The sequence below is a fragment of the Hoeflea marina genome, assembly GCF_003182275.1.
GTDB lineage: Bacteria > Pseudomonadota > Alphaproteobacteria > Rhizobiales > Rhizobiaceae > Hoeflea > Hoeflea marina.
In genome coordinates, this window is the sequence record NZ_QGTR01000001.1 from 647,985 (window position 1) to 670,673 (window position 22,689).

The 22,689-nt window shown below is 65.0% G+C and carries 24 protein-coding genes; 3 read left to right on the forward strand and 21 right to left on the reverse strand.

The annotated features are described in order from the left end of the window. Positions 1-17: 17 nt before the first annotated feature. The 13 genes from DFR52_RS02915 to DFR52_RS02975 all read right to left on the reverse strand — a co-directional run bounded on the left by DFR52_RS02915 (position 18) and on the right by DFR52_RS02975 (position 11,383). Positions 18-278: a hypothetical protein gene (locus DFR52_RS02915; RefSeq protein ID WP_110030401.1), complete on the reverse strand. Its 261-nt coding sequence runs from the start codon at positions 276-278 to the stop codon at positions 18-20. After that, entirely contained in the window at positions 275-1,720 is a 1,446-nt protein-coding gene (gene lpdA / locus DFR52_RS02920; protein WP_110030402.1) for a dihydrolipoyl dehydrogenase, read from the reverse strand. Before lpdA ends, DFR52_RS02915 begins: the two co-directional genes overlap by 4 nt. A 70-nt stretch (positions 1,721-1,790) precedes the next feature. Continuing rightward, entirely contained in the window at positions 1,791-2,027 is a 237-nt protein-coding gene (locus DFR52_RS02925) for an HP1242/YdcH family protein (RefSeq protein ID WP_110030403.1), read from the reverse strand. A gap of 82 nt (positions 2,028-2,109) precedes the next feature. Next, positions 2,110-2,748 (reverse strand): SGNH/GDSL hydrolase family protein, encoded by a 639-nt coding sequence (locus DFR52_RS02930; RefSeq protein WP_110030404.1) that lies wholly within the window; start codon positions 2,746-2,748, stop codon positions 2,110-2,112. A 57-nt stretch (positions 2,749-2,805) separates the two neighbouring features. Next, on the reverse strand, positions 2,806-3,057 hold the full coding sequence (locus DFR52_RS02935; protein WP_110030405.1) for a hypothetical protein: 252 nt from the start codon (positions 3,055-3,057) through the stop codon (positions 2,806-2,808). 84 nt (positions 3,058-3,141) lie between these two features. Then, positions 3,142-3,693, reverse strand: coding sequence for an HdeD family acid-resistance protein (locus tag DFR52_RS02940; RefSeq protein ID WP_110030406.1), 552 nt, complete (start codon positions 3,691-3,693; stop codon positions 3,142-3,144). A 30-nt stretch (positions 3,694-3,723) separates the two neighbouring features. After that, entirely contained in the window at positions 3,724-5,127 is a 1,404-nt protein-coding gene (locus DFR52_RS02945) for a pyruvate dehydrogenase complex dihydrolipoamide acetyltransferase (protein ID WP_110030407.1), read from the reverse strand. 14 nt (positions 5,128-5,141) lie between these two features. Continuing rightward, a complete protein-coding gene (locus DFR52_RS02950; protein ID WP_110030408.1) occupies positions 5,142-6,542 on the reverse strand; it encodes a pyruvate dehydrogenase complex E1 component subunit beta in 1,401 nt (466 codons plus the stop codon). Positions 6,543-6,557: 15 nt separating this feature from the next. Continuing rightward, positions 6,558-7,598: a pyruvate dehydrogenase (acetyl-transferring) E1 component subunit alpha gene (gene pdhA / locus DFR52_RS02955; protein ID WP_110030409.1), complete on the reverse strand. Its 1,041-nt coding sequence runs from the start codon at positions 7,596-7,598 to the stop codon at positions 6,558-6,560. A gap of 173 nt (positions 7,599-7,771) precedes the next feature. After that, positions 7,772-8,080, reverse strand: coding sequence for an FtsB family cell division protein (locus DFR52_RS02960; RefSeq protein ID WP_110030410.1), 309 nt, complete (start codon positions 8,078-8,080; stop codon positions 7,772-7,774). Positions 8,081-8,211: 131 nt separating this feature from the next. Next, positions 8,212-9,486, reverse strand: a complete 1,275-nt coding sequence (eno, locus tag DFR52_RS02965; RefSeq protein ID WP_110030411.1) for a phosphopyruvate hydratase — start codon at positions 9,484-9,486, stop codon at positions 8,212-8,214. A 167-nt stretch (positions 9,487-9,653) separates the two neighbouring features. Then, complete coding sequence (kdsA, locus tag DFR52_RS02970) at positions 9,654-10,493, reverse strand: 3-deoxy-8-phosphooctulonate synthase (RefSeq protein WP_110030412.1); 840 nt, start codon at positions 10,491-10,493, stop codon at positions 9,654-9,656. Further along, the gene (locus DFR52_RS02975; protein WP_110031096.1) at positions 10,490-11,383 is read right to left on the reverse strand and encodes a VOC family protein; all 894 of its coding nucleotides are present in this window, start codon (positions 11,381-11,383) and stop codon (positions 10,490-10,492) included. The genes kdsA and DFR52_RS02975 overlap by 4 nt, the downstream gene beginning before the upstream one ends. A 220-nt stretch (positions 11,384-11,603) precedes the next feature. On the opposite strand from DFR52_RS02975, the gene DFR52_RS02980 reads away from it, so the two are divergent. Then, positions 11,604-12,467: a D-alanyl-D-alanine carboxypeptidase family protein gene (locus DFR52_RS02980; RefSeq protein ID WP_245415167.1), complete on the forward strand. Its 864-nt coding sequence runs from the start codon at positions 11,604-11,606 to the stop codon at positions 12,465-12,467. A gap of 111 nt (positions 12,468-12,578) precedes the next feature. Further along, positions 12,579-13,724 (forward strand): trans-sulfuration enzyme family protein, encoded by a 1,146-nt coding sequence (locus DFR52_RS02985; protein ID WP_110030413.1) that lies wholly within the window; start codon positions 12,579-12,581, stop codon positions 13,722-13,724. 332 nt (positions 13,725-14,056) lie between these two features. Here the strand turns inward: DFR52_RS02985 and mmsB are convergent, their stop codons facing one another. The 8 genes from mmsB to DFR52_RS03025 form a co-directional block, all read right to left on the reverse strand. Continuing rightward, positions 14,057-14,929 carry a 3-hydroxyisobutyrate dehydrogenase gene (gene mmsB / locus DFR52_RS02990; RefSeq protein WP_110030414.1) on the reverse strand — a complete coding sequence of 291 codons (873 nt, stop codon included), beginning with the start codon at positions 14,927-14,929 and terminating at the stop codon, positions 14,057-14,059. A 24-nt stretch (positions 14,930-14,953) separates the two neighbouring features. Beyond that, positions 14,954-15,337 (reverse strand): VOC family protein, encoded by a 384-nt coding sequence (locus tag DFR52_RS02995; protein WP_110030415.1) that lies wholly within the window; start codon positions 15,335-15,337, stop codon positions 14,954-14,956. Between the two features lie 10 nt (positions 15,338-15,347). Further along, positions 15,348-16,400, reverse strand: coding sequence for an enoyl-CoA hydratase/isomerase family protein (locus DFR52_RS03000; RefSeq protein ID WP_110030416.1), 1,053 nt, complete (start codon positions 16,398-16,400; stop codon positions 15,348-15,350). After that, positions 16,397-17,545, reverse strand: a complete 1,149-nt coding sequence (locus DFR52_RS03005) for an acyl-CoA dehydrogenase family protein (protein WP_110030417.1) — start codon at positions 17,543-17,545, stop codon at positions 16,397-16,399. Before DFR52_RS03005 ends, DFR52_RS03000 begins: the two co-directional genes overlap by 4 nt. Before the next feature lie 42 nt (positions 17,546-17,587). After that, positions 17,588-19,087 (reverse strand): CoA-acylating methylmalonate-semialdehyde dehydrogenase, encoded by a 1,500-nt coding sequence (locus DFR52_RS03010; protein ID WP_110030418.1) that lies wholly within the window; start codon positions 19,085-19,087, stop codon positions 17,588-17,590. 112 nt (positions 19,088-19,199) lie between these two features. After that, positions 19,200-19,979 (reverse strand): SDR family NAD(P)-dependent oxidoreductase, encoded by a 780-nt coding sequence (locus DFR52_RS03015; protein WP_110030419.1) that lies wholly within the window; start codon positions 19,977-19,979, stop codon positions 19,200-19,202. 2 nt (positions 19,980-19,981) lie between these two features. Then, positions 19,982-21,007, reverse strand: a complete 1,026-nt coding sequence (locus DFR52_RS03020) for a phosphotransferase family protein (RefSeq protein ID WP_110030420.1) — start codon at positions 21,005-21,007, stop codon at positions 19,982-19,984. Beyond that, the gene (locus DFR52_RS03025; protein WP_245415168.1) at positions 21,007-21,843 is read right to left on the reverse strand and encodes an SDR family oxidoreductase; all 837 of its coding nucleotides are present in this window, start codon (positions 21,841-21,843) and stop codon (positions 21,007-21,009) included. Before DFR52_RS03025 ends, DFR52_RS03020 begins: the two co-directional genes overlap by 1 nt. A 144-nt stretch (positions 21,844-21,987) precedes the next feature. Between DFR52_RS03025 and DFR52_RS03030 the strand changes: the two genes are divergently transcribed. Beyond that, the gene (locus DFR52_RS03030) at positions 21,988-22,665 is read left to right on the forward strand and encodes a TetR/AcrR family transcriptional regulator (RefSeq protein ID WP_158284841.1); all 678 of its coding nucleotides are present in this window, start codon (positions 21,988-21,990) and stop codon (positions 22,663-22,665) included. Positions 22,666-22,689 lie beyond the last annotated feature (24 nt).

A 22,689-nucleotide genomic window follows, 5' to 3' on the forward strand; every position in this document is an offset into this window, starting at 1 on the left:
TGGCGCCATTGCCCGGCTCATCTGCCCCGCCCACCGTCCGCGGCGGCGGTGAGCGCCCTCTGGATCAGCCAGAAGATGAGACCCAGCAGCAGCCCGATCCCGCCCAGGATTGCGGTCACGGCGAGGACGCCGACGAGGCCTTCAAGCCGTAGCGACCCCAGGTCCACCGAGCCGCGGCCGCGGATGGCTGCAAGGCCCGCCAGCGCGCCGAACGCTGCCCCCGCCATCACCGGCATTGCCACGGTGCGCGGCAGCCACCTGCCGGGAACCCGGCTCACGCGTTGAGCGCCTGGCCGTAGGCGTCGAGCACGCTTTCCTTCATCATCTCCGACAGCGTCGGATGAGGGAAGATGGTGTGCATCAGCTCGGCTTCGGTGGTCTCGAGATTCATGGCGACGACGAAGCCCTGGATCAGCTCCGTGACTTCCGCTCCGACCATGTGGGCGCCGATGAGTTCCCCGGTCTTCTTGTCGAAGATGGTCTTGACCATGCCCTGGTCCTCGCCGAGCGCGATGGCCTTGCCGTTGGCGACGAAGGGGAAACGTCCGACGCGGATGTCACGGCCCTGCTCCTTGGCCTTGGCCTCGGTCAGACCGACGCTTGCCACCTGCGGGTTGCAGTAGGTGCAGCCCGGAATGAGATTCTTGTCCATCGGATGGACATTGGGCAGGCCGGCGATCTTCTCGACGCAGATGACGGCCTCGTGCTCGGCCTTGTGGGCGAGCAGCGGCGGGCCGGCGACATCGCCGATGGCGTAGATGCCGGCGACATTGGTCTTGCCGTAGCCGTCGATGGCGATGAAGCCGCGGTCGGTCTTCACGCCGATGGCCTCAAGCCCGATGTTCTCGATATTGGCCTGCACTCCGACGGCGGAGATCATCCGGTCGGCGGTGATCTTCTCGATCTTGCCGTCCTTCATCTCGATATGGGCGGTGACCGAATTGGCGGATTTCTCGACCTTCGCCACCTTGGCCTCGAGGATGATCTTCATGCCCTGCTTTTCGAACTGTTTTTTGGCGAAGGCGGAGATCTCGGCGTCCTCGACCGGCATGACCCGGCTCATCAGCTCGACGACGGTGACCTCGACGCCCATGGTGCGGTAGAAGGAGGCGAATTCGATGCCGATGGCGCCCGAGCCCATGACCAGCAGCGATTTCGGCATCTCGGCGGGCTTCATTGCCTCGAAATAGGTCCAGATCAGCTTGCCGTCGGGCTCGATGCCGGGAATGGCGCGCGGCCGGGCGCCGGTGGCGACAATGATGTGCTTGGCGGTGTAGGTGCCCTCGCCCAGCGTGGTCTTGGGGATCGGGCCCTGCGGCTCGACGATCTTCTTGGTGGTCTTGGAGACGACGATCTCACCCGGCTTGGTGAGTTTCGCCTCGCCCCAGATGATGTCGACCTTGTTCTTCTTCATCAGGAAGCCGACGCCGCCGTTCATGCGCTCGGCAATGCCGCGCGAGCGTTTGACGATGGCCGCCAGATCCGGCGTCGCCTTGCCGTCGATCCTGATGCCATAGGCTTCGGGGTGCTGGGCGTAATGGAGGATTTCAGCGGAGCGCAAGAGCGCCTTGGTCGGGATGCAGCCCCAGTTGGAGCAGATGCCGGCCAGATGCTCGCGCTCGACAATGGCGGTTTTCAGGCCCAGCTGGGCCGCGCGGATGGCGGCGATGTAGCCGCCGGGGCCGGAACCGATGATGATCACGTCGTAATTGGAAGCCACGCCTCGTCTCCTTTCAGTCAGGGCGGACGGTTGGTCCGCCCTGCCATGGTCACGGGGCGCGTATCGGGCCCTAGGCCGTCAGCATCCCGTAGATTTCATCCTTGAGCAACAGACGCTGCTTGCGCAGTTCCTCCATGTGGAAGTCGTCGGTCGGCTCGACATCGGTTTCGGCGCGGTGGATGGCCCGGTTGGTCTCGTGATAGGCATCAAACAGGCGCGCGAAATGCGCGTTCTCCGTTTTCAGCTGATGCATCGTGTCGACGTGTTCCGGGAATTCCTCCGCCAGTTCGTGCGGTGTGTTGGACATGGTGCATCTCCTGTTGGTTGGTTGATGCCCCTCTATGCCCCCTCCTCCGTTCCTCCTCCTTGACCCTGGTCAATCCTGCAGACTAAAGCCCCAGCAGCAACCTCGCCACCGGCGCGATGCCGCGACCGATGGCGCGCGTGTTCTCCGCGTCGAGGTGCACACCGTCGATGGCCGAACATCTGGCCACCGAGCCCGCATCGAAAAAGGCAGCCCCGGTCTCGTCGGCGAGATCGGCATAGAAGGAGGCCAGCATGTCGGCTTCCGGCACGCCTCCGGCGAACATGGCGGCGAAATCCGGATCGGCCGTGGGCACCAGCGGCGGCGGCGAGACCACCAGCACCTGCGGCGTCTCGTAAGGCATCGGCCAGCTGTGGGTCTGCACCAGCTCCACCAGCCGCCGCATGCCCTTGGCCGCGGCGATTGCCGTGCCCGCCAGCATCGGCTTCATGTCGTTGGAGCCGAGCATGAGAACGACCAGATCGAGCGGCGCATGCGCATGCAGAGCGGTCGGCAGGGTGCGCACGCCGTTGCGGTCGCAATCGGCGGTGTAGTCGTCGAACGCCGTGGTGCGGCCGTTGAGCCCGTCTGCGATGACGTGGACGCCCTCGCCAAGGGCGGCTGCCAGCGCCGAAGGCCAACGGTCGGCCAGATCATGCCGGCCGCGCTCCACCGGGTCATATCCCCAGGTCAGGCTGTCTCCGTAGCAAAGCACTGTTTTCATTGCGTCAGGCCACTTCCTGGATTTTGAACGAACTCATGCAACCCGCCGTCATCAACATCAGGATCTGTTCATCAGGTCGTCGACCTTCTTTTCCAGCGCACCAATTCTCTCCTCGAAGTCGCCGGTCACCAATTTGCTCATCATCGTGTCGGCAGTCATCGCGTTGTTCAGGTTCTTTAAGCGGACCTCGACATCGCTGAAGCGCCTGTCGTTCGCCGCAAAGCCATCCCTTACTTCCCGCCGTAGATCGCCGAGCTCGACCCGGATTTCCCTGAGCATCGGAATGATCATATCTTCGGGTTCTGCCATGCCATCCTCCTTCGATTGACATCTGATCCCCCAATATGGGGAAGCGGGCATGCAAAGTCATCCTGTGGCGCGGGGTACTGTTTCCTAGCGATGCCCCAGCTGGCGCAGGCCCATGGCGACGAACAGGAATAGCACGCCGTTCGACACCAGTTCGATGCCGAGCAGCAGGCCGAGAATGGTGGCAGCCGACGATGGCAGGCCGACCAGGATCATGATGCCGAGCAGAGCCGAAATCAGGCCGGAGGCGAGAATCCAGCCCCAGTTGCCCGCGGGCCTGAGCGACAGCGCGAACATGGTCTTGGCCACGCCGGTCATCAGGAAGAGCACCGCGACCAGCAGCGTCAGCGAAACCGAGCCTGCCAGCGGATCGGCGACCAGCACGAAACCCACCAGCAGCGACAGCACGCCGAGGCCGAGCGACCACAGGAAGCCCGGCCAGTCGCGGACGCGGAAGGCGTGGATCACCTGGACAACACCCTGGATAAGAAACACCCAGCCGGCCAGCACCACGGCGAGGATGGTGGCGCCGAAGGGATTAAACAGCGCCGCAAATCCGCCGATGATGCAGATCACCGCCAGTACCGCCATCCAGGTCCAGGTTTTGCCGAAAGTCTCGTTCATGCCATGATCGGCCATTCGGTTCTCCAGTGTTGATCGTCCGCAGTTCTAGACCAGCATCCCCATCGGATTTTCGATGTAGCCCTTGAAGGCTGCCAGCAGTTCGGCGCCGAGCGCGCCGTCGACGGCGCGGTGGTCGGTCGACAAGGTGACGCTCATCACGGTGGCGATCGCCAGTTCGCCGTTCTTCACCACCGGGCGCTGCTCGCCGGCGCCGATGGCGAGGATGGTGGCATGCGGCGGATTGACGACGGCGGCGAAATTCTTCACCCCCATCATGCCCATGTTGGACACAGCCGTGGTGCCGCCCTGGTATTCCTCGGGCTTGAGTTTCTTTTCCTTGGCGCGCTTGCCCATGTCCTTCATCTCGTTGGAGATGGCCGACAGCGTCTTGGCTTCGGCGGCGCGGATGATCGGGGTGATCAGGCCGCCGGGGATCGACACGGCGACGCCGACATCTGCGTGCTTGTGCTTGACCATGTTCTCCGCAGTCCAGGAGACGTTGGCGTCGGGCACGTCGCGCAGCGCCAGCGCCAGGGCCTTGATCACCATGTCGTTGACGGAGAGCTTGTAGACCGGCTTGTCGGCGCGCACGGGAGCGGCCTTGTTGAGGTCGGAGCGCAGCGCCAGCAGCGCGTCGAGCTCGCAGTCGACGGAGACGTAGAAATGCGGAATCGTCTGCTTGGATTCCTGCAGCCGGCGGGCAATGGTCTTGCGCATGCCGTCATGCTTGACCAGTTCGTAGGAGCCTTCCTCGAACAGTTTCAGCACGGCATCGTCGGACATGCCGGCGGGGGCTGCCGCGACAGGGCCCGGGGCGGGAGCCGCGGCCGATGGCTGAGCCTTGCCGGTGCCGCCTGCGATGGCCTTTTCGACATCTGCCTTGATCACCCGGCCATGCGGGCCGGAGCCGGAAATCGCGGACACCGAAACGCCGGCTTCCTTCGCGATGCGGCGGGCGAGCGGCGAAGCGAAGACGCGTTCGCCGTCCTTGACCGGCACCGGACCGGCAGACTGGCCTGCGTCAACGGGCTTGTCGCGCAACGGGGCGTCACCGGGGGGTGTCGGCGATGAAGCAGGCTTGCTCCCCTCTGGCTTTGCCGACATCTCCCCCGCAGGGGGGGAGACAGGAGCCTCGGGCGTCGGAGCTTCCGCAGCCTTCGCCTTGGGCGCGGCATCTCCACCCTTGGCCGCATCCTCGACGCTTTCGCCCTCGGCGGCGAGAATGGCGATCAGCGCATTGACCTTGACGCCTTCGGTGCCGGCGGCAACGACGATCTTCGCCACGGTGCCTTCATCGACGGCTTCCACTTCCATGGTCGCCTTGTCGGTCTCGATCTCGGCGATGATGTCGCCGGGGCCGACCTTGTCACCCTCCTTGACCAGCCATTTGGAGAGATTGCCCTCCTCCATGGTCGGCGACAGGGCAGGCATGGTGATGTTGATAGGCATCTGACAGTCCTCCCTCAGGCAGTGTAGGTGACGGCTTTGACAGCGTCGATGACTTCCCCGACATTCGGCAGCGCCAGTTTTTCGAGATTGGCGGCGTAGGGCATTGGCACGTCCTTGCCGGCGATGGTGATGATCGGCGCGTCGAGATAGTCGAAGGCCTGCTGCATCACCCGCGTGGCGATTTCGGTGCCGACGGAGTTTTGCGGATAGCCCTCTTCCACGGTGACCAGGCGGCCGGTCTTCTTGACGCTCTCGATCACCGTCGGCAGGTCCATCGGCCGGATGGTGCGCAGGTCGATGAGCTCGACGTCGATGCCCATCTTGGAGAGTTCCTCGATCGCCTTGATGGCATAGGTCATGCCGATGCCGAAGGAGACGATGGTCGCGTCCTTGCCGGTCTTGTGGATCCGCGCCTTGCCGATCGGCAGCACGAAATCATCCATCTTGGGCACGTCGAAGGTCTGGCCGTAGAGGATTTCGTTCTCGAGGAAGATGACCGGGTTCGGGTCGCGGATGGCCGCCTTGAGCAGGCCCTTGGCATCGGCGGCCGAATAGGGCATCACCACCTTGAGGCCGGGAATGGCACTGTACCACGAGGCATAGCACTGCGAATGCTGGGCGCCGACGCGGGCGGCAGCGCCGTTGGGACCGCGGAAGACGATCGGCGCGCCCATCTGGCCGCCCGACATGTAGAGCGTCTTGGCCGCCGAGTTGATGATCTGGTCGATGGCCTGCATGGCGAAGTTGAAGGTCATGAATTCGACGATCGGCCTCAGGCCGGCCATGGCCGCGCCGACACCCAGTCCGGCAAAACCATGCTCGGTGATCGGCGTGTCGACGACCCGCCTGGCGCCGAACTCGGCAAGCAGGCCCTGCGTGATCTTGTAGGCGCCCTGGTATTCGGCGACCTCCTCGCCCATGACGAACACCTTGTCGTCGGCGCGCATTTCCTCGGCCATGGCGTCGCGCAATGCTTCGCGCACGGTCGTCGGCACCATCTCGGTGCCCTCCGGAATCGACGGATCGGAGGCGGCTTCATTCGCCACCGGCGCCTTGGGTGCCGCGGGTACTGGTGCCGCCGCGTCGGATTTCTTTTCTTTGGGCGCTTCGGCTTCCGGCTTCTGAGCGGCCTCGGCAGCAGGCTTGGAGGACCCGATATCGGAGGCGCTCTCGCCCTCTTCAAGGATCACGGCGATGACGGCGTTGACCTTGACGTTCTCGGTGCCGGCGGGAACGACGATCTTGCCGAGCACGCCCTCGTCGATGGCTTCCACTTCCATGGTTGCCTTGTCGGTTTCAATTTCGGCCAGTACATCGCCGGAGGCGACCTTGTCGCCCTCCTTCTTGAGCCATTTGGACAGCGTGCCTTCTTCCATGGTCGGGGAAAGCGCGGGCATCAGGATATCGATCGGCATGGTGGTTCCCTCCCCTTAAAGCAGAATGTCGGTGTAGAGCTCGGATGCATCCGGCTCCTTGTCGGCCTGGGCGAAATCCGCCGCGTCCGCCACCACATCGCGCACCTTCTTGTCGATGGCCTTCAGGTCATCCTCGGAGGCATGCTTGAGTTCGAGAATGCGGGCCTTGACCTGCTCGATCGGGTCATGCTCGGAGCGCATCTTCTGGACTTCGTCCTTGGAGCGGTACTTGGCAGGATCCGACATCGAGTGGCCGCGGTAGCGGTAGGTCAGCATTTCGAGGATGATCGGGCCCTTGCCGGAGCGGCAGTGGGCGACGGCCTCGACGGCCGCGGCATGCACCGCGCGCACGTCCATGCCGTCGACCTGATGGCCGGGAATGCCGAAGGAATTGCCACGCAGCGAGAAGTTCGACTGCGCCGAGGAGCGCGCCGTCGAGGTGCCCATGGCATAGCGGTTGTTCTCGATGATGTAGACCACCGGCAGCTTCCAGAGCGCTGCCATGTTGAAGCTCTCGTAGACCTGGCCCTGGTTGGCGGCGCCGTCGCCGAAATAGGCGAGGCTGACATTGTCATTGCCGCGGTACTTGTTGGCGAAGGCAAGGCCCGTGCCCAGCGACACCTGGCCGCCGACGATGCCGTGACCGCCGTAGAAATTCTTCTCCTTGGAGAACATGTGCATGGAGCCACCCTTGCCGTGCGAATAGCCGCTGCGGCGCCCGGTCAGCTCGGCCATCACGCCGCGGGCTTCCATGCCGCAGGCCAGCATGTGGCCGTGGTCGCGGTACCCGGTGATGACCTGGTCGCCATCTTTCAGCGCCATCTGCATGCCGACGACGACCGCTTCCTGTCCGATATAAAGATGGCAGAACCCGCCGATGAAGCCCATGCCGTAGAGCTGGCCGGCCTTTTCCTCGAAACGCCGGATCATCAGCATCTCGCCATAGGCCTTGATCTCGTCGGCCTTGTCGAAATCGGTGATCCCGCCGGCGAGGCCGGACTTCTTAGCTGCTGCGGGTTTGCGGGCCGCGGCGCCTGAACTCTTGCGTGGAGCCATGTCATCCTCCCAGTGGTCATGTTAATTGACCATAGGCAAATTCACAGAGCGCAGCAATAGCAGAAACGCATAGCTCCCCTGCTTTCCATCCTATTGAAATATATAGATAATTTACGTATTAACCGAATTCCGGTTAAGTCACGGATTCGGTTGAATCCGGTTAAGTCACGGATTCAGTTGAAATAGACGATTTCGTCTTCCCTGATCACGTCAAGCATCAACCGGGCGCGTTCATCGAGCATGTCCGCTTCGATCGAGCCGTCGCTCATGAGCTTGACCCGACGTTCGAGAGTCTCGCGCTGTTCGCTGACTTCGTCAAGACGCTGGGCAAGCTCCACACGTCGTACCTCCAGCGCGGAAGCTGAATTGAGCCCGAAGGAGCCGTGCCAGACATGGAAGCCGAAATAGCTCAGACACGCCACAGAGAGTGCCGGAATGATGAATCGCCCAAACCGTTGCCGTCGCTTGAATCGTGTCCGCATTCGAAAAACGCCTTACAGTGCAGACATGTTCTATCGCATGCACATGCTTAAGGGAGCGTTATCGCTCGGTGTCAAAACCACAAAAAACGGCGCCCGGAGGCGCCGTTTTCAGGTGACGGATGTAAGCGGTCTCAGCCGCGCAGGATCGAGCGGCCGGCGAAGGCCGTCTCCACGCCGAGTTCTTCCTCGATGCGCATGAGCTGGTTGTATTTTGCTGTCCGGTCGGAGCGGGCAAGCGAGCCGGTCTTGATCTGTCCGCAGTTGGTGGCGACGGCGAGGTCGGCGATGATCGAATCTTCGGTTTCGCCCGAACGGTGCGACATCACCGCGGTGTAGCCTGCCTTGTGCGCGGTCTCGACCGCATCGAGTGTTTCGGTCAGCGTGCCGATCTGGTTGACCTTGACGAGGATGGAGTTTGCGACCCCCATCTTGATGCCGTCGCGCAGCCGCGCCGAATTGGTGACGAAGAGATCGTCGCCGACCAGTTGGCACTTCGATCCGATCATCTCGGTGAGCGACTTCCAGCCGTCCCAGTCATCCTCGGCCATGCCGTCCTCGATGGAGATGATCGGGTACTTGCCCTGCAGGCTGGCCAGATACTCCGCCATTTCCGCGGGCTCCAGCGTCCGGCCTTCGCCTTCGAGCACATATTTGCCGTCCTTGAAGAACTCGGTGGCTGCGCAATCCAGCCCGACATACATGTCCTCGCCCGGACGATAACCGGCCTTCTCGATCGACTTCATGATGAAGTCGAGTGCCGCGGACGCGCTTTCGAGATTCGGCGCGAAGCCGCCCTCGTCGCCGACATTGGTGTTGTGGCCGCCGTGGGAAAGCTCCTTCTTCAGCGTGTGGAACACTTCCGAGCCCATGCGGACGGCGTCGCGCAGCGATTCCGCGCCCACCGGCAGGATCATGAACTCCTGAAAATCGATCGGGTTGTCGGCATGTGCGCCGCCATTGATGATGTTCATCATCGGGACGGGCAGCAGGCGAGCGTGGGCGCCGCCGACATAGCGGTAAAGCGGCAGGCCCGACGCCTGGGCCGCGGCCTTGGCGACGGCCAGCGAGACGCCGAGAATGGCGTTGGCGCCGAGCTTGCTCTTGTTGGCGGTGCCGTCGAGCTCGATCATCAGCTTGTCGATGGCGATCTGGCTTTCGGCGTCGATGCCGCAGATGGCGTCTCGCAGCGTGCCGTTGACCGCGGCCACCGCATTCATCACGCCCTTGCCGAGATAGCGTGAGCCGCCGTCGCGCAGTTCGACCGCTTCATGCGCGCCTGTGGAGGCGCCCGAGGGCACCGCGGCGCGGCCCATGGAGCCGTCTTCCAGGTGAACATCGACCTCAACCGTCGGATTGCCGCGGCTGTCGAGAATTTCCCGGCCGACGATGTCGATGATGGCGGTCATGGCTCAGTTCCTTTATCGTTTGGGACAGGCGCCGATCGGCGTTGCGCCGTCATAACGCAACGGTCCGGAAAATCAATTCTTCACCGGATCCGCGCTGTCGTTTCACGAATATTTCACAATACACGCGGTTTGCCCAAGCGTGGAGAATGCAGCCCCGGACTGGCCGCTCAACCGCGCTTGGCCACCGCGTCGAACGCCATCAGCGTTTCCAGGAGCCTCGGCAGGTCCTTGAGCGGGATCATGTTGGGGCCGTCCGACGAGGTGGAGTTGTCGGGGTCCTGGTGGGTTTCGATGAAGACGCCGGCAATGCCCACTGCGACGGCGGCGCGGGCGAGCGTTTCGACAAAGCGGCGCTCGCCGCCCGAAGTGGCTCCCTGGCCGCCGGGCTGCTGCACCGAATGGGTGGCGTCGAAGATCACCGGCGCGCCCGTCTCCGCCATGATCGGCAGGGCGCGCATGTCGGAGACCAGTGTGTTGTAGCCGAAAGAGGCGCCGCGTTCGGTGAGAAGCACATTCGGGTTGCCCGAGCCGGTGATCTTGCCCAGCACGTTCTTCATGTCCCACGGCGCCAGGAACTGGCCCTTCTTAACGTTGATCACCTTGCCGGTCCTTGCAGCGGCAACCAGAAGATCGGTCTGCCGGCACAGGAAGGCCGGGATCTGCAGCACGTCGACATGCGGAGCGACAATGGCGCAGTGCTCCTCGGAATGGATGTCGGTGAGCACCGGCAAACCAAGCTGACTGCGCAGATCGTCGAACACAGGCATGGCCGCGTCTAGCCCGGCGCCGCGGGTGCTGGTGAGCGAGGTGCGGTTGGCCTTGTCGTAGCTCGACTTGTAGACGAGCCCCAGGCCGAGGCCGGCGCACAATTCCTTGAGCGCGCCCGCCATGTCGAAGGCATGGTCGCGGGATTCGAACTGGCAGGGGCCGGCGATCAGGGTGAGCGGCCCGGAATTGGCGAATACCGCGTTGCCGACGGTGACGGTGGAGTTGGCGGGGTGGTTCATCGGATTTCCTCGAATGCGTAAATGGCGCCCTGCCCCGGCGCCTCGTCGACGAGCAGCCGCCCGGCGATGGTTCTTGTCGCGACACCGCGGCCCTCGAGCATCGATCTCGTGGCGGCAAGGTCGCCGACGCGATAAACGATGGCGCGGCCGCGCAGGCCGCGGGAATGGGTCGAGGCTTTGCGGCCGTACCAGGCCTGCATGCCGGCGGGATTGAGCACCGTCACCCGCGTCTCCGCCAGCTCGATGGTCATGCCGAAGGAATGCGCGTCGACCTCGCGGTTGTTGCACAGCTCCTGGACGAAATACTGGAAATCGGTCGGATTGGGCTCCGACAGCACCAGCTCGGCGATGCCCGCGACCCCGTTGTCGTGCGCGGTCAGCGCCGTGCGGTCGACCGCCGGCACGTTGAGCCGCTGCACGGTGAAGCCGAAGAAATCCGGCGAGCGCAGGTCTGCGGCAAAGGCGAGCCTGAAGCTGGCGTTGCTTTCGACGCCGTCCGGCGACCGCATCGGCCGTGAAAACTCCAGAATCTCGCCGCCCGACATGCCGAGGGCGCGAAAATGCGCGTCATCGGCCGCCGCATCGGACGATCCGGCAACGAAGGCGCTGAAGCCGTTGTCGCCCTGGCGGAAGCGGTAGGCCTGATCACGGGCGACGAAGACATTGCCAGCGATCGCCGCCGCTTCGCAGTCCTCGCGGCCGGCGACGGCCAGCGGCTCGAGATAGGAGTTGTCGGCGAAGAACACGCAGGCATTCTCCGTGCCGAACGGGTGCAGCGCATCCGGCGCCACGGTGAAGCCGAGCGCTGCATGCCGGGCGCGAGCCATGGCGAGGTCGGGAACCGGCAGCACGACATGGTCAAGCGGGCGGGGTGTGCGCGGTGACGGCATGGAACAGGCCTCCTTGCGGCGCGCCACCACCGGCGCGCCCGAATGCCTGCCCATACCAGCAAGACCCGAGCCGGCGCAACCGGGCCGATGGCCCGCGGCGCGGCGGAGCCGCGCGGCGCGGCGAAGCTTGTGCAAGTCTTCCCATCATCTCCTGCCCGCCCTTGCACAATCCCGGCGGTCGTTTTATGCCGGTGCTGACCTCAGTCCGGGAAGATGATCCTTGCAACTCAAGCCATTTGTCACCAGCCGCACTGTCCTGGGCCTTGTCCTGGCGTCAGTCCTGTTCGCCGTCAGCGCGTGTTCGACCACGGAATCGCTCGATCTGCGCGCCAACCAGGTGGCACCGGTCCCGACCAAATACGCGGCCATCGTCGTCGATGTCAAAACCGGAGAGGCACTCTACTCCTCCAATGCCAACGCGCCCCGCTATCCGGCGTCGCTGACCAAGATGATGACGCTGTTCATGCTTTTCGAGGCGATGCAGCAGGGCCGCGTCAACCGCGACTCGCTGATTCCGATTTCGGCGAATGCGGCACGGCAGCCGCCCTCGAAGATCGGACTGAAACCCGGCCAGACGATCCCGGTCGACACCGCCATCCGCGCCCTTGTGGTCAAGTCCGGCAACGACGTTGCCACCGCGGTCGGCGAATATCTCGCCGCCGGATCGGAACAGCGCTTTGCCGAGATGATGACGGCGCGGGCCCGGTCTCTGGGCATGAGCAGCACGACCTTCCGCAATGCGTCGGGCCTGCCCGATCCGGGCCAGGTGACGACGGCGACCGACATGGCGCGGCTCGCAATCGCGCTCCGACGCAATTTCCCGCAGTATTACGGCTATTTCAGCCAGCGCGAAATGAGCATCGCCGGCCGCCAGATCAAGGGCCACAACCGGGCGATGGACATGATTCCCGGCGCCGACGGGATCAAGACAGGCTACACGCGTGCCTCGGGTTTCAACCTGACCACGTCCGTGCAGCGCGGCGGTCACTCCGTGGTCGGGGTCGTCATGGGCGAGGATACCGCCAAGATCCGCGACGCGCGCATGGCCGAACTGATCGCGGCCGCCATCATCCGCGCGAAGTGAACTCCCTCCGCGGGGCCGCAATGACGCTTCCGCTCCGGCGACGCGGCGTCCCGCCGCGGCCGTCTCGTGCATCTCGCCCGAAAATATGCCTTCGATTGCGAAAGACCGACGATGACCGATGACAAGCACCTCGCCTCCTCCACCATTGCAGCCCAGGCCGGCGGCGCCATCGATCATCCCAGCGGCGGCGTGGTGCCGCCGATCCAGCCCTCGACGACCTTTGTCCGCGACGAGGACTATGCGCTGGTGCGGCCCGACAACATCTATTCGCGCGACAATTCGGACATCGTGCGGCTCGCCGAATCGATCCTGACGCGACTTGAGCACGCAGCCGACTCGCTGCTGTTTCCGTCCGGCATGGCGGCCATCGCCGCCGTTTTCCGCGCGCTGCCGCAGGGCTCGAGCGTGCTGCTGCAATCGGGCATCTACTGGGGTACGACCAAATGGGTGCGGGATTTCTGCGCCCGCCGCCAGATGCGGCTGCACGAAGTCGATGCCGGCGACGGCGCGGCGCTGCAAGCCGCCTGTGCCGAGCACAAGCCCGACCTGGTGTTCATCGAGACGCCCTCCAATCCGTGGCTGAAGACGGTCGACATCAGGCTTGCCGCCCGCCTGGCCAAGGCGGCCGGCGCCATTCTGGTGGTCGATTCCACCGCTGCCACGCCTGTGCTCAGCCAGCCGCTCGACCTCGGCGCCGACATCGTCATGCATTCCGCCACCAAGGGCATCAACGGCCATTCCGACGTGCTGGCGGGACTGCTGGCCGTCGCCGACAGGGAGTCCGCCATCTGGGCCGCGATCCGGGCGGACCGTCATGACGCCGGCGCGGTGCTGGGACCCTTCGAGGCCTGGCTGCTGGTGCGCGGCATGCGCACGCTGCCCCTGCGCGTCGAGCGCATGAGCCGGAACGCGCAGGCAATTGCCGAGTATCTTGCGGCCCATGCCATGGTCGAGGATGTCTACTACCCCGGGCTGCCAAGCCATCCCGGCCACGAAGTGGCCAGGACGCAGATGAGCGGCGGTTTCGGCTGCCTGATGTCTTTCCTGGTGCGCGGCGACATGGCCGCCACGTTGAAGGTGGTGGGCAGGCTCAGCCTGTTCCACCGGGCGACCTCGCTCGGCGGCGTCGAAAGCCTGGTCGAGCACCGCTACACCATCGAGCCGCACACCGGCATCCCGCAGAACCTCATCCGCGTGTCCGTCGGCATCGAGGATGCCGACGACCTGATCGCCGATCTCGCCCAGGCACTGGGCTAGTGCTTTTGCGGACGGGGTGAATTTCACGCCGTCGAAGGATAAGGCAACAACCGGGGTCCATGGGATTGCTCGGACTCAAGCTGAGCGCGACCGTAAGCTACCACGTACCGAATGCGTAAGCCGACACGCACGCATTGCGAACTTCCGTGCGGCATGCCCCTATTGCAATAATGAGGATTCTGAACACACGTCGATGGCGATCACCGCGCTTAACTGCGTTAACACGCTGAAATTGCTCCCTCTCCCACCAAGGGAGAGGGGTTCCGGATGCATCCGAATATGCCTAAGCTGCAATTTCTGTCGCGCGATTGCACCAAAGCGCCTGCCTGCCCCTATCTGCGGCCCTTGCCCATCAGGTGCGGCAGCATGGCGGAGAAATCCATGCCCTTGCCCTCGCCGGCCACGAAGTCGGCATAGAGTTCGGTGGCGCGCTGGCCCATCGGGGTGGCCGCGTCGACGCTTTCGGCCGCCTGCTGGCTGAGCTTGAGATCCTTGAGCATCAGGTCGGCGGCGAAGCCAGGCTTGTAGCCGTTGTCGGCGGGGCTTTTCGGGCCGATGCCCGGTGCAGGGCAATAGGTGTTGACCGACCAGCACGAGCCCGACGAGGTGGAGACCACGTCGAACAGGCTCTGGCGGTCGAGGCCGAGCTTGTCCGCCAGCGCGAAGGCCTCGCAGACGCCGATCATCGAGATGCCGAGGATCATGTTGTTGCAGATCTTCGCCGACTGGCCAGCGCCCGCCTCGCCGCAATGCACAGTCTTGCCGCCCATCACCTCGAACAGCGGCAACGCCTTGGCGAAAGCCTCCTCCGAGCCGCCGGCCATGAAGGTCAGCGTGCCGGCCGCGGCACCGCCGATGCCGCCCGAAACCGGTGCGTCCACGGAGAGCAGGCCCGCCGCTTTCGCCATCTCGTGCGCCGCCCGGGCGCTATCGACATCGACGGTGGAGCAGTCGATGAATACCGCGCCCGCCTCGCCCGCCGGGACGATCTCGGCATAGACCGAGCGCAGGATATCGCCATTGGGCAGCATGGTGATCACTGCATCCTGGCCGCGCGCCGTCTCGGCCGCGGAGCCGGCCATGGCAACGCCTTCGACAGTCACGCCCGCCACGTCGAAGCCGGTGACCTGATGGCCGGCCTTGACCAGATTGGCCGCCATCGGCGCGCCCATATTGCCCAGTCCGATGAATCCGATCCTGCTCATCAAAATACCTCCCGGTTGTGGCCGTCACCGCAAGAGTTGCGCGAAGGCAATGTCCTGGTCATCCAGGTCCTGGATGCCGAATTCGAGCGCGCCATAGGGTGCGTGGTAGAGCTCCCAGTCGATCAGCGCGCCGCGCTCGACCAGTTCCTCGTAGAGCGCCCGTGCGTCCTCGACCCAGATGAAGACATTCGATGTCTTCTCGCTGAGCCGCCAGTTGGGAACAATCGGTTTGCCCGCAACGACCTGCTGCAGCATCAGGGCGACGCCATCGCGCCGCAAGATTGCCAACAGAGGCGCGGCCTCGAAGGTCTCGACCGCAAAGCCGACCTTGTCGCGCCAGTAGGCGATGCTGGCGCTGATGTTCGACACCATGAGCACGGGTGCGATCGCCTTGAGATTGCCAGCCATCCGCTTTGCCTCAAACCTCAATGTCGCCGCCGGGCGGCACGGCCAGCATCTCGGCCACATCGGCCGGATGGACCGCGCCGATGCCGCGATGGCGCCATTGCGGAGTCCGGTCCTTGTCGATGACGGCGGCGCGGATGCCCTCCAGGAAGTCGCCATGCTGCATGCAGCGCGAGACATAGCGGTATTCGTGCCGGAGCGCGGTCCCAAGCTCGCCGCTCGCGCGCGCGTCGCGGATCAGTTGCAGGGTGCAGGCGAGCGACAGCGGCGAGCCGTGATTGAGGGCCTTCAGCGTTGCCTGCGCCCAGCCGCCGGGATCGGGTTTGAGCAGTTCGACCATGTCGGCGACCGTGTCGGCGGCAAAGATGCGGTCGATGCGGTCGAGATCCTTGCCGAGCTTGCCTTCCGGCGCATCCTCGGCAAACCTCGTGATGCTCTCGGGGTCGCCGCTCTCAATCAACGTCTCGATGACCCGGCCGAGACGGTCGGAGGGCACGAAGACATCGGCAAAACCGGCCAATATTGCATCTGCAGCCACGAGCCTCGTGCCGGTGAGCCCCAGATATTCGCCGAGGAAACCCGGCGCTTCGGCCAGCAAATGCGTGCCGCCGACATCGGGGACCAGGCCTATCGAGCATTCCGGCATCGCCAGCATGGTGCGCTCGGTGACCATGCGGTGCGAGCCGTGCGCCGATATGCCGACGCCTCCCCCCATGACAATGCCGTCCATCAGCGCCACATAGGGCTTGGGATAGCGCGCAATCTTCAGGTTGAGCCGATATTCATCGGCCCAGAACCGTCGGCCGTAATCGAGGTCGCCGGATCTGCCGGTGTGATAGAGCGTCTGGATGTCGCCGCCGGCGCAGAAGGCGCGATCCCCCGCCGCGTCGATCAGCACCATGGAGACGTCGGGATCGGCAGCCCAGCCGTCGAGCGCCTGCTCCAGCGCCAGCGCCATGTGGTAGGTGAGCGCATTGAGCGCCTGCGGCCGGTCAAGCGTCGCGTGGCCGACCCGCCCCTCGACCCGGAGATGGATGTCGGCGCTCGTCGCCGCGTCCACGTTCACCGGTCCCGCTCCGCCAGAAGCGCCCGGCTGATGATCACCCGCATGATCTCGTTGGTGCCCTCGAGAATCTGGTGCACGCGCAGGTCGCGGACAATCTTCTCGATGCCGTAATCGGCCAGATAGCCGTAGCCGCCGAAGAGCTGCAGCGCCTGGTTGGCGACATCGAAGGCGGTGTCGGTGACGAAGCGCTTGGCCATGGCGCAGTGCTTGCCTGCGTCGGGCGCCTTCTGGTCGAGCTTCCAGGCCGCCTGGCGCAGGAACACGCGCGCGGCCTGCAATTCGGTCTCCATGTCGGCGACCTTGAACTGCAGCGCCTGGAACTGGTCGATCGGTCTGCCGAAGGCCTGCCGCTCGCCCATATAGGCGAGCGCCTTGTCGAGCGCGGTCTGCGCCCCGCCAAGCGCCGAGGCAGCGATGTTGAGCCGGCCGCCGTCGAGCCCCGCCATGGCATAGCGGAAGCCCGCGCCCTCCTCGCCCAGCAATTGCGAGGCCTCGACCTTGCAGTCGTCGAACTGCACCTGGGTCGTCGGCTGCGAGCGCCAGCCCATCTTGTCCTCGAGCGCGCCGAAGCTCAGCCCCTGCGTGCCGTTTTCGACCAGCAGCGTGGAAATGCCCTTCGGGCCGTCGGCGCCGGTGCGGCACATGACGACATAAAGGTCGGAGAATCCTCCGCCGGAGATGAAGGCCTTGGCGCCGTCGAGCGTGTAACCCTCGTTGGAGCGCGTCGCGCGGGTGCGCAGCGCCGCGGCATCCGAGCCGGAGCCCGGCTCGGTCAGGCAGTAGGAGGCGATGCGCTCCATGGAGATCAGCGACGGCAGGTATTTCGCCTTGAGCTCGTCCGAGCCGTAGTTCGCCACCATGCCGGTGCACATGTTGTGGATCGAGAGAAACGCCGCCACCGAGGGACAGGCCATGGCCAGCGCCTCGAACACCAGAACCGCGTCGAGCCGGGTCAACCCCGAACCGCCCTGGTCTTCCGGCACATAGATCGCCGCAAGCCCGAGTGCGGCTGCCTCCTCGAGTACCTCGCGCGGGATTCCGCCGGCCTTCTCCCACTCCCGGGCGTGCGGCGCGATTTTCTCCGCGCCGAACTCCCGGGCCATGTCGAAGACCGCCTGTTGCTCCTCGGTCAGTCCGAAATCCACCGCCTCGCCTCCTCTGCCGGTGCCGTCACTTTGCCGGTCTCGTCACCCCATGGTGGGGATGGAGAAGTCCGCGCCATCCTTGATGCCCGACGGCCAGCGCGCCGTCACCGTCTTGGTGCGGGTGTAGAAACGGAACGAGTCCGGTCCGTGCTGGTTGAGGTCGCCGAAGCCGGATTTCTTCCAGCCGCCAAAGGTGTGATAGGCCAGCGGCACCGGGATCGGCACGTTGACGCCGACCATGCCGATGTTGATGCGGCTGACGAAGTCGCGGGCCGCGTCGCCATCGCGGGTGTAGATGGCGGCACCGTTGCCGTATTCATGCTCCATCGGGTAGCTCAGCGCTTCCTCGTAGTTGGCCGCGCGAACCACGGACAGCACCGGGCCGAAGATCTCCTGGGTGTAGATGTCCATGTCGCGTGTGACATGATCGAACAGGCAGCCGCCCATGAAATTGCCGTTCTCGTAGCCCTGCAGCTTGAAGTCGCGGCCGTCGACGACCAGCTTGGCGCCCTGCTCGACGCCGGAATTGACCAGCCCGAGCACCCTGTCGCGGGCCTGGCGGGTGACCAGCGGGCCGAAATCGACATCGTTGCCGGCGGTGTAGGGGCCGATCCTGAGTGCCTCCACGCGCGGGGCGAGCTTGGCCACCAGCCGGTCGGCGGTGTCCTTGCCGACGGGGACGGCGACCGAGATCGCCATGCAGCGTTCGCCGGCCGCACCGTAACCGGCGCCGACCAGCGCGTCGACCGCCTGGTCCATGTCGGCGTCGGGCATGATGATCATGTGGTTCTTCGCGCCGCCGAAGCACTGCACCCGCTTGCCGTTGGAGCAGCCGCGGCCGTAGATGTACTGGGCGATCGGGGTCGAGCCGACAAAGCCGATGGCCTGGATGACGTCATGGTCGAGAATGGCGTCGACGGCTTCCTTGTCGCCGTTGACCACCTGCAGGATGCCGTCCGGCAGGCCTGCCTCGCTCATCAATTCGGCGAGCATCAGCGGCACGGAGGGATCGCGCTCCGACGGCTTGAGGATGAAGGCGTTGCCGGCGGCGATCGCCGGGCAGAACTTCCACATCGGGATCATGGCCGGAAAGTTGAACGGGGTGATGCCGGCCACCACGCCGAGCGGCTGGCGCAGCGAGTACATGTCGATGCCGGGCCCGGCACCCTCGGTGAACTCGCCCTTGAGCAGGTGCGGCGCGCCGAAGGTGAACTCCGCCACCTCGAGGCCGCGCATGATGTCACCCTTGGCGTCGGGGATGGTCTTGCCGTGTTCGCGCGACAGCGCCTCGGCGAGCTTTTCCATGTCGCGGTGCAAGAGATCAACGAACTTCATCATCACCCGCGCCCGGCGCTGCGGGTTGGTGGCGCCCCAGGCCGGCTGGGCGGCCGCGGCGACCTGTACGGCCTGGTCCATCTCAGCGCTTGAGGCGAGCGGCACGCGGGCCTGGACTTCTCCGGTGGCTGGATTGAACACGTCCGCAAAGCGGCCCGAAGTTCCCTTGACGTGCTTGCCGCCGATATAGTGGGTCAGTTCGTTCATTTAGGCTTCTCCCAATTTGCTGGGACCGTTTTGCGCCTTCCGAACTTGAAGCGCAAGGCGCGGGTCCGCTCATCCGTTGTGCGCCAGCTGTAGCCCGCGCCCATGGCTGGGGTCAGCAGGCGGTCAATCCGCCATCGACATGGATCGCCTGGCCGGTGACGAAACTGTTGGCCGGATCGGCGAGATACACAAGGCCCGCCATCACTTCGGAGACCTCCGCCAGGCGCCCCATCGGAATTGCCCGCACCAGCCTGGCTTCTGCATCCGCCCGGTGCTCCGCTCCGGCCCTGTCGATGAAATCGGTCGCCATCGGGGTGCGGGCGAAGGATGGGCACAGCGCATTGATGCGGATGCCGCGCTGCGCGTTTTCGATGGCAGCCGACTTGGTCAGCCCGATGACGCCGTGCTTGGCCGCCGCATAGACGCCGAGCATCGGGGCGCCGACCACGCCGGCGATCGAGGCGACATTGACGATCGATCCGGTGACGCCGTCTTTCCTGAAGCGGCTGCTCATCGCCGGGATCTGCGCCTTCATGGCGTAGAAGACGCCCATCAGGTCGATGTCGATGACCCGGCGGGCCACCCCGTCGGCGATGCTTTGCAGCGGCATCATGTCATGAGCGATGCCGGCATTGTTGACCGCGATGTCGAGATGGCCGAAGCGGTCGATGGCGGTCCGGACCAGCTGCGCGGACAGCGCCGGGTCGCTGATGTCGCCGGCCTGGACCGCGTGGTCCCCCGGCAGGCCGCCGGCGAGCGCGGAGAGACCGTCCGCGCTGATGTCGCTCAACACGAGATGCGCCCCTGCCGCGGCGAACAGTGCCGCGGCGGCTGCGCCGAAGCCGCCGGCGGCACCGGTGATGATGACGACGCGTCCGCTGAAGTCCGCCATGCTCAAGCCCTGCCGTCGATGACGTCGTTGGCCATCGACACCAGCAGCGGCACCGCCTTGCCGATCTGTCGCGCGCGCTCCGGGTTGGAGGCATTGCCGTCGAGCGAGCGCTTGAAGACGCCCTGCAGGATGGCGGCCAGCCGGAAGAACGAGAAGGCCAGGCAGAAGGACCAGTTCTCGATCTTCGTCCCCGAGCGCTCCGCGTAGAGCGCCACGTAGTCGGCCTCCGTCGGCAGGCCAAGCGCGGCGCGGTCCAGCCCGCCCAGCCCGCGAAATCCGCTGTCATGGGGCAGGCGCCACTGCATGCACTGATAGGCGAGATCGGCGAGCGGATTGCCGAGCGTCGACAGCTCCCAGTCGATCAGCGCCTCGACCCTGGGCTTGTCGTGATTGAAGATGATGTTGTCGAGCCGGTAGTCGCCATGCACCACCGAGATGCGGCCGTCGTCGTCGGCGACATGCTCGCCGAGCCAGGCCATCAGCCGGTCGATGTCCGGATTTTCGCCGGTCTTGCTGGCGAGATACTGCTCGCTCCAGCGCTTGATCTGGCGGCTGAAATAATTGCCCGGACGGCCAAAATCGGCAAGTCCCGCCTCCGCCGGCTCGACGCTGTGAAGCTTGGCGAGCGCCGCGTTCATGGCATCATAGATGCCGCCGCGCTCGGCCTTCGAAAGCTCCGGAAGCGACGGATCCCAGAAGATGCGGCCCTCGACCAGTTCCATGACGAAATACATCCGGCCGATGGCGCTGTCCTCGCCGGTGAGCGCCAGCACCTTCGGCACCGGCACGCCCATCGCGCCCAGCGCCTTCATCACCCGGTATTCTCGGTCGACCTGGTGGGCCGACTTGAGCAGCACCCCTGGCGGCTTGGCGCGCAGCACATAGCTGCCGCTGTCGGCCTCGACCCGGAAGGTCGGGTTGGACTGGCCGGTGGAGAATTTTTCCACCGCATGCAGGCCGGAGAAGCCGGGCACGATTTCGTGCAGCTCGTCGGCCAGCTTCTCGAGATCGATCGGTTCCATTTCCATCAATGCGCATCCTTGAACAGGGTCACGGAATGCTGGACCGTCATTCCGCCATCGATCGGCAGGATCGCGCCGGTGATGTAGGATCCGGCGCGGCTGCAAAGATACAGCGCCGCGCCGGCCACGTCATCCGGTCTGCCGATGCGCCCGAGCGGCACGCCGGAGCCGACCCGCTCGACCTGGTCGTCGCGGGCGGTGGCAAAGGCCGTCATCTTGCTCTGGAACGGGCCCGGGGCAAAGGCGTTGACGGTGATGTGGCGCGCGGCGAATTCCTCGGCGAGGATGCGCGTCAGGTGGTGCACGGCCGCCTTCGACGCCGAATAGGAGTAGGCCCGGTCGGCGAGCGGCACCGTGCCCATTACCGAACCGAGATTGATCACCCGCGCCGGATCGTCGACCGATCCCGAGGCCGAGAGCATCGGCGTGAGATCCCGGGTCAGCGTGAAGAGCGCCGCGACATTGACATTCATCACCTTCTGCCAGGCAGAATGCGGGAATGTCTCGAAATCGGCGCCCCAGGAGATGCCGGCATTGTTGACGAGGATGTCGAGCTTGTCCGTGCGCTCGTGAAGTGCTGCAACGAGGGCTGCAAGCCCCTCTTCCGTGCTGACGTCGCCGGCGAACCCTTCCGCCCTGCCCGCCCCGCCCAGGCCGTTGATCTCCTCGGCCGCCCGGGCGCAGTCGGCGCCCTTGCGCGATGCGATCAGCACCCTCGCCCCGCCGCGCACCAGGCCGGTGGCGACCATGCGGCCGATGCCGGTGGCGCCTCCCGTCACCAGGGCGGTTTTCCCGTCGAGGCCGAACAGCCCCGCCAGATAGGTGTTGCGATCATCACTCACGGCGAACCTCCTCAGGCATTGTTCCATCAATGACGCCGGATGCGCCGATTGACAACATACCCGACAGTATGTTCAAGTTCGCGGCAATCGCAAGGGGCCGGCGGAGAGATTTCCCGGACATCGCGGCAGGGACGGAGCCGGCCAATGCAGACCACGACCGGAATGATGGCGGCGGCGCAACCGTCGAAATACAGGCGGCAGGCCGATGCCGGGCTGTCCCGCATGGAAATCATGGAGGGCGCGGCGCTGTGCTTCGAGGAGCGCGGCTTCGCCGCCACCAGCCTCGACCACGTGGCGGCGCGGATCCGGTCCACCAAGGGCCGCATCTACCATCACTACGGCTCCAAGGCGGAGCTTTTCCTCGATGTCTTCCGCGCCGGCATGATGATGAACTTCGCAGCCATCGAGCCGATTCTCGCGGCCGACATGCCGGCGATCGACAGGCTCAAGGCGCTGGTCAAGGCGCATGTCCTTTCGGTGATCCGCACCAAGCCGTTCCAGAACGTGGTCTGGGAGGGTGTCGACATGCTGCGGCAGGGCGCCATGCGCGACCGCGAGCATGACGAGCTCACCGATCTGGCGCGGCTGCGCGACGACTACGCGGTGCATTTCCAAGAGGTCCTGGACCGGGCGCGCGAGGCCGGCGACATCCGCTACCGCACCGTCAAGATCGCGCTCAACACGCTGTTCATGTGCATGAACGGCCCGATCATCTGGTTCACGCCGCGCGATGGCCAGGGTGAGGACGAAATCGAGGCCATTGCCGACGAGTGTGTGCTCTACGCCATGCGCCTTCTCAACTATGCGGGCGACCTGCCCTGATGCTTCCTGCGAGGAGAAAGACAT